This is a genomic window from Sphingomonas sp. (genome assembly GCF_029239295.1).
Taxonomy (GTDB): domain Bacteria; phylum Pseudomonadota; class Alphaproteobacteria; order Sphingomonadales; family Sphingomonadaceae; genus Sphingomonas.
In genome coordinates, this window is sequence record NZ_JAQZBC010000022.1 from 16,265 (window position 1) to 27,389 (window position 11,125).

The 11,125-nt window shown below is 66.1% G+C and carries 7 protein-coding genes and 1 tRNA gene; 2 read left to right on the forward strand and 6 right to left on the reverse strand.

Going from position 1 to position 11,125, the window contains the following annotated elements; translation table 11 throughout:
• Nucleotides 1-47 precede the first annotated feature (47 nt).
• Nucleotides 48-2,177, forward strand: a complete 2,130-nt coding sequence (locus K0S66_RS15550) for a transglycosylase domain-containing protein (RefSeq protein WP_301076388.1) — start codon at nucleotides 48-50, stop codon at nucleotides 2,175-2,177.
• 52 nt (nucleotides 2,178-2,229) lie between these two features.
• Here the strand turns inward: K0S66_RS15550 and gltB are convergent, their stop codons facing one another.
• The 6 genes from gltB to K0S66_RS15580 all read right to left on the reverse strand — a co-directional run bounded on the left by gltB (nucleotide 2,230) and on the right by K0S66_RS15580 (nucleotide 10,846).
• Nucleotides 2,230-6,711, reverse strand: coding sequence for a glutamate synthase large subunit (gene gltB, locus K0S66_RS15555; protein ID WP_301076394.1), 4,482 nt, complete (start codon nucleotides 6,709-6,711; stop codon nucleotides 2,230-2,232).
• Between the two features lie 38 nt (nucleotides 6,712-6,749).
• Complete coding sequence (locus K0S66_RS15560; protein WP_301076389.1) at nucleotides 6,750-6,881, reverse strand: hypothetical protein; 132 nt, start codon at nucleotides 6,879-6,881, stop codon at nucleotides 6,750-6,752.
• Nucleotides 6,878-7,480 (reverse strand): DUF2059 domain-containing protein, encoded by a 603-nt coding sequence (locus tag K0S66_RS15565; protein WP_301076390.1) that lies wholly within the window; start codon nucleotides 7,478-7,480, stop codon nucleotides 6,878-6,880. The genes K0S66_RS15560 and K0S66_RS15565 overlap by 4 nt, the downstream gene beginning before the upstream one ends.
• Nucleotides 7,477-8,922, reverse strand: coding sequence for an NAD(P)-dependent oxidoreductase (locus tag K0S66_RS15570; RefSeq protein WP_301076391.1), 1,446 nt, complete (start codon nucleotides 8,920-8,922; stop codon nucleotides 7,477-7,479). The genes K0S66_RS15565 and K0S66_RS15570 overlap by 4 nt, the downstream gene beginning before the upstream one ends.
• A gap of 134 nt (nucleotides 8,923-9,056) precedes the next feature.
• Nucleotides 9,057-9,857, reverse strand: coding sequence for an undecaprenyl-diphosphate phosphatase (locus tag K0S66_RS15575; protein WP_301076392.1), 801 nt, complete (start codon nucleotides 9,855-9,857; stop codon nucleotides 9,057-9,059).
• A 62-nt stretch (nucleotides 9,858-9,919) separates the two neighbouring features.
• Nucleotides 9,920-10,846, reverse strand: a complete 927-nt coding sequence (locus K0S66_RS15580; protein ID WP_301076393.1) for a complex I NDUFA9 subunit family protein — start codon at nucleotides 10,844-10,846, stop codon at nucleotides 9,920-9,922.
• Nucleotides 10,847-10,946: 100 nt separating this feature from the next.
• On the opposite strand from K0S66_RS15580, the gene K0S66_RS15585 reads away from it, so the two are divergent.
• Nucleotides 10,947-11,033: transfer RNA gene (locus tag K0S66_RS15585), tRNA-Leu, on the forward strand.
• Nucleotides 11,034-11,125: the final 92 nt, after the last annotated feature.

The following is an 11,125-nucleotide window of genomic DNA, read 5'->3' on the forward strand; positions in this document are numbered from 1 at the left end:
ACGATGCGCATCCTTGCGGCAACTGTCATACTAAAGTAATACGCCTGATGGCTGACCGCCGAGACGATTCCATGCGCCCTGATCCGTTTGATCCCAGCCAGCACGACGGCGGCCGCCTCCGCTACCATCACGCGCCGGGCGAGCCGCGCGATCCCATGCCCGATTTCGCGGCATGGCGCGATGAGCCCGCGCAGCCCGAACCGGGCGCGGCGCGGCGCTTCCCGCGGATGGCGCTGCCGCGCATTTCGATGCGCTGGATCATGCGCGGCATTGGTGCCGCGGTGATCCTGCTGGTGCTCGCGATCATCTGGCTGGCGATCACCGCGCCACTGTCGCAATCGCTGAAACCGCCCACCCCGCCATCGATCACCCTGACCGCCTCCGACGGCACGCCGATCGCCCGGCGCGGCGCGATCATTGCCGAACCGGTCGACGCGGCAAAGCTGCCGGCGCATGTGCGCGAGGCGTTCATGGCGATTGAGGATCGCCGCTTCTATTCGCACTGGGGCATCGACCCGCGCGGCATTGCGCGCGCGGCCTGGGCCAATTTCGGCTCCGGCGGGGTGCGCCAGGGCGGCAGCACGATCACGCAGCAGCTGGCCAAGAACGCCTTTCTCGATTCCGATCGCACCGCCGCGCGCAAGATCCGCGAGGTGTTCATCGCCTTCTGGCTGGAAGCATGGCTGAGCAAGGACGAGATCCTCTCGCGCTATCTGTCGAACGTCTATTTCGGCGACAACGTCTATGGCCTGCGCGCCGCGTCGAACCATTATTTCGGGCGTGAGCCGGAGAAGATGAACATCGGTCAGGCGGCAATGCTGGCGGGGTTGGTAAAGGCCCCCTCGCGACTGGCGCCGACCAGCAACCTGAAGGGCGCGCGCGATCGGCAGAAGGTCGTCGTCGCGGCGATGGTCGATGCCGGCTTCCTGATCAAAAGCGAGGCCGCCGACGTTCAGCCGCAGCGGGTGAAGGCGCGCCGCGCGCAGCAACTGCCAACCGGCACCTATTTCGCCGATTGGGTGCTGCCGGATGCGCGCGACCAGGCCGGCGAGGTGCAGACCGAGGCGACCGTGCGCACGACGCTGGACCGCGATCTGCAGCGCAACGCCGAACGCGTCATCCGTCAGGCCGGATTGCGCCAGGCGCAGGCCGCATTGGTCGCGATGAAGCGCAATGGCGAAGTGGTCGCGATGGTCGGGGGCCGCGATTACAAGAAAAGCCCTTTCAACCGCGCCACGCAGGCGCGCCGCCAGCCGGGTTCGACGTTCAAGCTGTTCGTCTATCTCGCTGCCTTGCGCGCGGGCATGTCGCCGGAAACAACCGTGGACGATTCCCCGGTGGAGATCGCCGGCTGGAAGCCGAAGAACGACGACGGACGCTATCTCGGCGACATCACGCTTCAACGCGCGTTCCAGCGATCCTCCAACGTGGTCGCGGCGCGGCTGACGCAGGAGGTCGGCGTGCGCAACGTGATCCGCGCCGCGCGTGATCTCGGCATCACCACGCCGATCGCGAACGAGGCGACGATTGGCCTGGGCACGTCCGAAGTATCGCTGCTGGAACTTACCGCCGCCTTTGCCGGGGTGGCCGACGGCCGCTATCCGGTGCAGCCGCACGGCTTGCGCAACGTCGCGGACAAGAGCTGGTATCAGGCGCTGACCGACGGGCAGCGGACGATGCCGCGCCGAATCCATGACGACATGCTGACCCTGCTGGCCGCATCCGTGCGCGGCACCGGCCGCGCAGCGGCGCTGTCGGTCGACGCCTATGGCAAAACGGGCACGTCACAATCGGGCCGCGACGCCTGGTTCATCGGCTTTGCCGGGGATCTGGTGGTCGGCGTTTGGGTCGGCAATGACGACAATACGCCCAACCCCGGGCTACACGGCGGCGGCATCCCGGCGCAGATCTGGCGCAACTTCATGGTCAGCGCGCTCGATCTCGCGCCGGTCGTGAAGGCGCCGGTGGTCGAGGATGTCGATCCCGACGCCGGGCTGATGGTCGATGTCGAGAATGAAATTGCGCCGATCGCCGGGCAGCTCGAGGGGCTGGGCATGGATCTTCAGATCGGGCCCGACGGATCGGTCAGCATCGCACGTCCCGATCCCCCGCCCCCACCGCGCCGCCGCGAAGAGCGCGAACCGGTCTTCGAAGAACCACCGCAGGGCTTCTTCTGACCTGTCGCGCCGCCGCCGCAGTGACGGGCGGCGGCGCGGCTTTCCCTCACCGCTACTCGGCGGCTTCCATCGCGGGGCTGTCATCCAGCGGGTGTGACAGCCGATCCAGCATCTCGCGCGGAACCACCTGCCAGAACCGCCCGGCGCTGCGATCCCAATCCTCCAGAATGCCGCGCGACCATTTGGAATCTGTCGCCTTGGCATGGCGGGCGATCAGATCGCGCAGCACCTCGGTCCAATGCGCGGACGAAAGCCGCTGCCACGTGATGCTTTCCGGGTTCGCCCGGCGCGCGAAGCTGTCATCATGATCGTACACGAACGCCATGCCGCCCGTCATGCCGGCACCGAAGTTCTGGCCCACCGCACCCAGCACCACAGCCGTGCCGCCAGTCATATATTCGCACCCGTTCGCGCCGCAGCCCTCGACCACCACTGTCGCACCGGAATTGCGCACCGCGAACCGCTCGCCGGCCTGCCCCGCCGCGAACAGCGCGCCGGACGTCGCACCGTAGAGCACGGTGTTGCCGATAATCGTATTCTCCTGGCTGCGGAGCGGCGACGACACCGCCGGACGCACGATGATCATGCCTCCCGACAGCCCCTTGCCGACATAGTCGTTGGCGTCGCCAAAGACCTCCAGCGTGATGCCCTTGCACAGGAAAGCGCCCAGGCTTTGCCCGGCCGATCCGCGCAGCCGGATCGTGACGTGATGATCGTTGAGCGCGCTCATCCCGAAGGTGCGGGTGATCTCGCTCGACAGCCGCGTGCCGACTGCGCGGTGTGTGTTGCGCACGGAATAAGTGAGCTGCATCTTTTCACGACGCGAGAAGACCGCCGCGGCATCCTTGATGATCTGCGCATCCAGGCTGTCGGGCACTTCATTGCGGAAGGTGTTGAGCGAGAAACGCCGCTCGGCGTCGGTCGCATCGACCTTGGCGAGGATCGGGTTGAGATCGAGATCGTCGAGATGCTCGGCACCACGGCTCACCTGCCGCAGCAATTCGGTGCGCCCGATCACTTCGTCGAGGCTGCGTACGCCGAGCCGGGCGAGGATGTCGCGCACCTCCTCGGCGATGAAGGTCATCAGATTGATGACCTTCTCCGGCGTTCCGACGAACTTGTCGCGCAGGCGTGGGTCCTGCGTGCACACGCCCACCGGACAAGTGTTCGAATGGCATTGGCGCACCATGATACAGCCCATCGCGACGAGGCTCAGCGTGCCGATGCCGAACTCCTCCGCGCCCAGGATCGCGGCGATCACGATGTCGCGCCCGACGCGAAGCCCGCCGTCGGTGCGCAGCTTGATCCGCCCGCGAAGGCCGTTCAGCGTCAGGACCTGGTTGACCTCTGAAAGGCCCATTTCCCACGGCGTGCCGGCATATTTGATGCTGGTCTGTGGGCTAGCACCCGTCCCGCCGACATGGCCGGAAACCAGGATCACGTCGGCATGCGCCTTGGCGACGCCCGCCGCGACCGTGCCGATGCCCGCCGAGGAAACGAGCTTCACGCAGACGCGCGCACGCGGATTGATCTGCTTCAGATCGTAGATCAGCTGCGCCAGATCCTCGATCGAATAGATGTCGTGGTGCGGCGGCGGGGAGATCAGCGTCACGCCCGGCGTCGCATGGCGCAGCTTGGCGATGAACTCGGTCACCTTGAAACCCGGCAGCTGGCCGCCCTCGCCAGGCTTGGCGCCCTGCGCGACCTTGATCTCGATCTCGTCGCAAGCGTTGAGATATTCCGCCGTTACGCCGAACCTGCCGCTCGCGATCTGCTTGATCACTGAATTGGCGTTGTCGCCGTTTTCATAAGGCCGATACCGGCTCTTGTCCTCACCACCCTCGCCCGACACCGCCTTGGCACCGATCCGATTCATCGCGATCGCCAGCGTCTCATGCGCCTCTGGCGACAGCGCGCCCAGGCTCATTCCCGGGGTGATGAAGCGCTTACGAATCTCGGTGATCGGCTCGACCTGGTCGACCGGCACGCCCTCGGCCGGGAAATTGAACTGCAGCAGATCGCGCAGATACACGGGCGGCAGATCAGCCACCCCGCGCGAGAATTGCAGATAGGTCGAATAGCTGTCGGTGCTGACCGAGGTTTGCAGCAAGTGCATCAGCTGCGCCGAATAGGCGTGAACCTCGCCGGTATGCCGCTGGCGATAGAAGCCGCCGATCGGCAGGTTGACCACCGCCTCATCGAACGCGGTCTCGTGCCGGTCCTTGGCGTTGACGTGGAGCGAGGCATAGCCCTCGCCCGAGATCTTCGCCGGCATGCCGGGGAAGAAATCGTTCACCAGTGCGCGGGAAAGCCCGACCGCCTCGAAATTATAGCCGCCGCGATAGCTGGAGATCACCGCGATCCCCATCTTCGACATGATCTTCAGCAGCCCTTCCTCGACCGCCTTGCGGTGGCGCCGCAGGCATTCGTCCAGCGACAGGTCACCGAACAGCCCGCGCTGCTGGCGATCCACGATCGCAGCTTCCGCCAGATAGGCGTTCACCGTCGTCGCCCCCACGCCGACCAGCACCGCATAGTAATGCGTGTCGAGGCATTCGGCGGTGCGCACATTGACCGACGCGTAGGAGCGCAGGCCGCGTCGGACGAGGTGGGTGTGCACCGCGGCCGCCGCGAGCACGCCCGGAATCGCGATCCGTTCTGGCCCGACATATTCGTCGGTGATGAAAATCTCGCTCTTGCCCTGGCGCACGGCCTGTTCGGCTTCGTTGCGGATGCGCTGGATCGCGGCGCGCAGCTTCTCCGGCCCACCGTCCGCCTCGAACGTGGCGTCGATCTCCGCGGCGGCGCTGCTAAAATAGGTCTTCAGCCGCGCCCAGTCAGTCGACGTCAGGACCGGCGAATCGAGCACCAGCACGCGCTCGCGTCGATCCTCGGTGTCGAGGATATTGGCGAGGTTTCCGAACCTCGTCTTCAGGCTCATCACATGCCGTTCACGCAGCGAGTCGATCGGCGGGTTCGTCACCTGGCTGAAATTCTGCCGAAAGAACTGGCTGATCAGCCGCGGCTTGTCCGAAATCACAGCGAGCGGCGTATCATCGCCCATCGATCCGATCGCTTCCTTCGCCGTCTCGACCATCGGGGACAGGATCAGCTCCATGTCCTCCAGCGTCTGTCCGGCGGCGACCTGCCGCCGCGCGAGTTCGGCGCGGTCATAGCGCGGCACGCCGGCGGCGGGCGCAGGCGGCAGATCCTCGATCGTCGCGAAATTGCCGATCATGCCGGCATAGTCGGCCTCTCCGGCGATCCGATCCTTCACCTCGCGATCGTGGTACAAACGTCCTTCGGCCAGATCGACCGCGATCATCTGCCCCGGCCCCAGCCGCCCCTTCGCGACAATGGTCGATTCGGGAACGACCACCATGCCGCTTTCGGAACCGACGATCAGCAGGCCGTCGGCGGTCTGGGTGTAGCGCAGTGGGCGAAGCGCGTTACGGTCCATGCCCGCCACGGCCCAGCGGCCATCGGTCATCGCCAGCGCGGCGGGGCCGTCCCACGGCTCCATGACGGAGGCGAGATATTGGTACATCGCGGCATGGGCCGGCGGCATGTCGCCGCTCACGTCGCCTTGCCAGGCCTCGGGCACCAGCATCAGCTTCGCCGTTGGCGCATCGCGGCCCGAGCGGCAGATCGCCTCGAACGTGGCGTCCAGCGCCGCGGTGTCCGATGCGCCCGCCGGGATCACCGGCTTGATGTCCTCGGAATGCTCGCCGAACGCGATCGAGGCCATGCGGATCTCATGGCTGAGCATCCAATTCTTGTTGCCACGTATCGTGTTGATCTCGCCGTTGTGCGCGAGGCACCGGAACGGCTGCGCCAGCCACCATTGCGGGAAGGTGTTGGTCGAATAGCGCTGGTGAAAGATCGCGACCCGGCTCTCGAACCGCTTGTCGGTCAGATCGGGGTAGAAGACCGACAGGCTCTCTGCGAGGAACAGGCCCTTGTAGATGATCGACCGGCAGCTCAGCGAACAGATGTAAAAGCCCTGGATCTGCGCCGCGATCACACGCTTCTCGATCCGCCGGCGGACCAGATACAGGTTCTTCTCGAATTCCGCCTCGTCCACCTGGTCGGGCAGCGGACCGGCGATCATGATCTGCTCGATCTCGGGCCGTGTCGCCTGCGCCTTCAGTCCGATGACGCTGACGTCGACAGGCACCTGCCGCCAGCCATAGATGGTATAGCCCGCTTCGATGATCGCGCTTTCCACGATCGTGCGGCACGTCTCTTGCGCGCCCAGATCGGTGCGCGGCAGGAATACCATGCCGACGGCAAGGCGATTGGGCTGAACCTTGTGCCCGCCCAGCGCGATCGCATCGTCGAAGAAGCGCACGGGCAGGTCGACGTGGAGGCCAGCGCCGTCACCCGTCTTGCCATCGGCATCCACGGCACCGCGGTGCCACACCGCCTTCAACGCATCGATGGCGGACTGCACCACCCGGCGCGATGGCTTGCCATCCGTCGCCGCGACCATGCCCACACCGCAGGCGTCGCCCTCGAACTCGGGGCGGTACATGCCCTCACGGGCAAGGCGCTCGCGCTCGTGCTCGTTTGTCACTTCGTCTCTCCGGTCGTTTGAGGCGGGACTGGCAGGTGGGTGGTCGCTGCCTCGACCTTTTGGGTGATCTCGAGCGTCGCCATGATCGGCGCACCGATCAGCGCTGCGGCGAGCGAGCGGCCCATCATTGCTCGTCCTCGCGCGCCGCGGTGAGTTCGGCCGTCAGCGCCGCGACGTCGTCCTGCACCGTGCTCATCGACTTGGCCATGAGGCGGCTCTGCCAAGCCATCACGTCCGGATCGCTCATGACCATCGGCGCTTGTTCCAGATAAACCTTGCCCGTCGGCGTGGCGAAGAAGGCGGAAATCTCCTTCAGCTGCCGTTCGTCGAAGCGACGCGCATAGGCGCGGCTCATTGCCTCCGCCATGGCGGGAAGCTCCCCACGCAGATTGTCCATCGTGCGCGCGTTCTGCCGCTCCATGAAACGGGTAATGGCGTCCCGCACCTTCGCGTCTTTGCCAATTGTGTCTGCCAGCGCCGGCGTGTTCATGACCGTGCGGCTGATCGACGTCATGACAGGCGCCACCATCGCCTCGATCATTTGCGCGCGGCTGGCTGGCGGCATGACCTGGTCGATCACCGCACGCGCGACAGCCAGTCGGGCCGGATCAACCGGCGCGGTAGAGGCCGTCGCGGGGGTCGTCTCCGGGGCAGCGGCAGGAGCAACGCCATGGGACGCCGGTGCCTGGGCAGCGACCAGCGCCAGGACAAGCGCGACCGAGCTCATGCCGCCACCTTCGCGTCGGCAGCGGCCTTCGCTCTCAGGTATTTGTGCATGCTGCTGGCAACATCGCGCCCGTCACGGATCGCCCACACGACCAAGCTCGCACCACGCACGATGTCGCCCGCGGCGAATACGCCGTCCAGGCTGGTCATCAGCGTCTTGCTGTCGACCAGCACGGTGCCCCAACGCGTGACGCCCAGCTCCGGCGCGTCCCACAGGTGCGGCAATTCCTCGGCGTCAAAGCCGAGCGCCTTGATCACCATGTCGGCCGCCATGTCGATCGGCCCGCCGGGGTCCACTTCCGGCGCGCGCCGCCCGCTGGCGTCCGGGGCGCCCAGCCGCATGCGATTGGCGCGCACCGCAGCCACCGTGTCATCCCCAACGAAGGAATGCGGCGCGGAGAGCCACACGAACTCGGCGCCCTCCTCCTCCGCGTTCGTCACCTCGCGCTGCGATCCGGGCATGTTCGCGCGGTCGCGGCGGTACAGGCATTTCACGCTCTTCGCGCCCTGGCGGAGCGCCGTGCGCACGCAATCCATCGCCGTATCGCCGCCACCGATTACCACCACATTCTTGCCCGCAGCGTCGAGGCTGCCGTCATCGAACGCGGGTACCGCATCGCCGAAGCTCTTGCGGTTGGAAGCGGTGAGATAATCCAGCGCGGCGATGACGCCCGACGCATCATTGCCCGGCACGTCGATCGCGCGTGCCTTGTACACGCCGGTTGCGATCAGCAGCGCGTCGTGGCGCGCGCGAAGCTCCGCCAGCGACGCATCGTCGCCGACCGCAAAACCCTCATGGAACACGATGCCGCCGGCCTTCAGCCGATCGACCCGGCGCATCACCACCGGCTTCTCCAGCTTGAAGCCGGGGATGCCATAGGTCAGCAGTCCGCCAGCGCGATCGTGGCGGTCATAGACGTGAACGTCATAGCCGTTGGCGCGCAGATATTCCGCCGCCGTCAGCCCGGCCGGCCCGGCGCCGATGACGCCCACCGATTGCCCGCGGGACGCGCCGGGTACCAGCGGCTCGACCCAGCCTTCTTCCCAGGCGGTATCGGTGATGAACTTCTCGACCGAACCGATGGTGACCGCTCCGTGGCCGGAGAATTCGATGACGCAATTGCCCTCGCACAGCCGATCCTGCGGACAGATCCGTCCGCAGATCTCCGGCATCGTCGAGGTGGCGTTCGACAGCTCATAGGCTTCGCGCAGCCGCCCCTCGGCGGTCAGCCGCAGCCAATCCGGGATATGGTTGTGGAGCGGGCAATGCACCGTGCAATACGGCACCCCGCATTGCGAGCAGCGCCCCGCCTGCTCCTCCGCGCGCGGCACCGCGTAGCGATCGGCAATCTCGCGAAAGTCGTCTGCCCGTGCATCCGGCGCCCGTTTGTCCGGATAGGACTGTGGGGTGACGACGAAACGAAGCATGGAATCAGCAGCCATAAGCCCTCCGCCGACGTGGGTCTCACATCAGCCAAGCAGCATCAAGTCAGCATTGCTGTCCTATTTTTGCGCTTCATCTATTGGTTTGGGCAACTCCCCGCTTTCGATTTCAAGAAACAGGTGCCGTTCCGGTCCTACTTGGCTGCAAGCACCAGCAGCGCCACCGATCCAGCGGCGATTCGGTACCAAGCAAAGGGCGCAAACCCATGTTTCGTCACGACCGCCATGAAGGCCTTCACCACCACGAGCGCGACGACGAAGGAGACGAGCGCCCCGACTCCGATCAGCTGAACATCATTGGCGGTGATCGCATCCCGGTGCTTCACCAGCTGGAGCACCGTCGCGCCGGTCAGCGTCGGCAGCGCCAGGAAGAAGGAAAATTCGGCAGCGGTGCGGCGGTCGATGCCGAATGCCATCGCGCCCATGATCGTCGCGCCCGACCGGCTGACACCCGGGATCATCGCCATGCACTGTACCAGGCCGATCTTCACCGATTGCGACATGGAAACGCCCGATATCCCGCCGACCTCGCGGGTCTTCGCCAGCCGCTCGACGATCAGGATTGCCACGCCGCCGATGATCAGCGCCCAGGCGACGACGACGGCATTCTCCAGCAGCGCCTCGATCTGGTCGTTGAATGCCAGCCCCAGCGCCACTGCGGGCACGAAGGCGATCAGCAGGTTGCGCACAAAGGCGATCGAGTGCGGCTCGCCGCGCATCAGCCCCTTCAGCACCGCCATGAACGTGCGCCAGTACAGCACAACGATGGCCAGAATTGCGCCCGGCTGGATCGCGATGTTGAACACAGCCCAGCGCTGCGGATCATAGCCCAAGAGCTCAGTCGCGAGCACGAGGTGCCCGGTGGAGGACACGGGCAGGAATTCGGTTACGCCCTCGACGATACCGAGGAGAATGGCGGTCAGCAGATCGGACATGAAGGCCTTTCAGATCGCGCGCCGCCACAGGCCAGCCGCGCGGAAAACGCGCGCGGGTGGTGTCAGGCGGCGGTCGGACGCGCGAACCGGCCCTGTCGCTGATATCGGACCAGCCAGCCCGGTGCCACGGACGCCAGCGGCGTCGGCGTGATCCCCAGCGCCGACAGTCCTTCGGCACCGGCGGCGACCACCGTGTCCTTTTGCAGCAGCTTCCACTGATCGGGCGACACCGGCACGAACGGCACCGCGGCGAGCACCCCGCCAAGCGCATCCGGCACACGCACGAACGACGGCTGGCGTCCGATCGCGCGGGCAATCCACTCGTTCAGCTGCATCATGGTGAACACATCCGGCCCGCCGAGTTCGAACGTGCGGCCGGCAAAGGCCCCCGGGGTGCGAACCACGGCCGCCACGGCATCACCGACGTCACCCGCAAATACCGGCTGGAACCGCGTGTCGGGCTTCAGCACCGGCACCATGGGCAGCTTGGCGATCATGCCGGCGAACATGTTGATGAACTTGTCCTCCGGCCCGAATACGGTCGAGGGGCGAAGGATCGTGGCGGCCGAGAAGGCCTCGCGCACCGCGGCCTCGCCCTCGCCCTTGGTCCGGGCGTAGTACGATTCGCCCTCGGCATCGGCGCCGATCGCGGAAATATGCACCAGCGCCTCGACACCGGCCGCCTGCGCCGCCTTGGCCAGCGCCTGGGGGCCATCGACATGCACGCGCAGCAGATCGCCGGTGAAGCTGCCAACCAGGTTCACCACCGCATCCGATCCCGCGACGGCCCGCGCCAGCGTGTCCGGGCGCGTGATATCCGCCGCCACGAACTGCGTCTGACCCAGCCCGCCGAGCGGCTTCAGATACCAGGCCTCGCGCGGATCGCGCTGCGCCACGCGGACGCGCGCACCGGCGCCAAGCAGTGCCTGTGCGACGTACCGGCCGAGAAAACCGCCACCGCCGATCAGCGTGACCAGTTTGTCCTTCATGTAACGCTCCGCCGAGGAAAAATTCGCTTTGCCCCTAGCCCTGCGATGTACCTGTTGACAAGGCTGCCACCGGGGCCTTAGAGGCGCCGGCCTACCCCGTGCCCAGATGGCGGAATTGGTAGACGCACCAGCTTCAGGTGCTGGCGATCGCAAGGTCGTGGAGGTTCGAGTCCTCTTCTGGGCACCATTTTCCGGTCAAAGTTGGGCAGCGTCCCATCTTTGACGGGAAGTTCAACGGCCAAGCCGTTCTCTCAACCTAAAGTAGCTGCTCGCGATCGC

Coding starts and splice junctions, on each gene's coding strand:
- gltB (WP_301076394.1), bottom strand. CDS start 6,711: ATGTACCGCCCCGAGTTCGAGGGCGACGCCTGCGGTGTGGGCATGGTC.
- K0S66_RS15560 (WP_301076389.1), bottom strand. CDS start 6,881: ATGATGGGCCGCTCGCTCGCCGCAGCGCTGATCGGTGCGCCGATCATG.
- K0S66_RS15570 (WP_301076391.1), bottom strand. CDS start 8,922: ATGGCTGCTGATTCCATGCTTCGTTTCGTCGTCACCCCACAGTCCTAT.
- K0S66_RS15580 (WP_301076393.1), bottom strand. CDS start 10,846: ATGAAGGACAAACTGGTCACGCTGATCGGCGGTGGCGGTTTTCTCGGC.
- K0S66_RS15575 (WP_301076392.1), bottom strand. CDS start 9,857: ATGTCCGATCTGCTGACCGCCATTCTCCTCGGTATCGTCGAGGGCGTA.
- K0S66_RS15550 (WP_301076388.1), top strand. CDS start 48: ATGGCTGACCGCCGAGACGATTCCATGCGCCCTGATCCGTTTGATCCC.
- K0S66_RS15565 (WP_301076390.1), bottom strand. CDS start 7,480: ATGAGCTCGGTCGCGCTTGTCCTGGCGCTGGTCGCTGCCCAGGCACCG.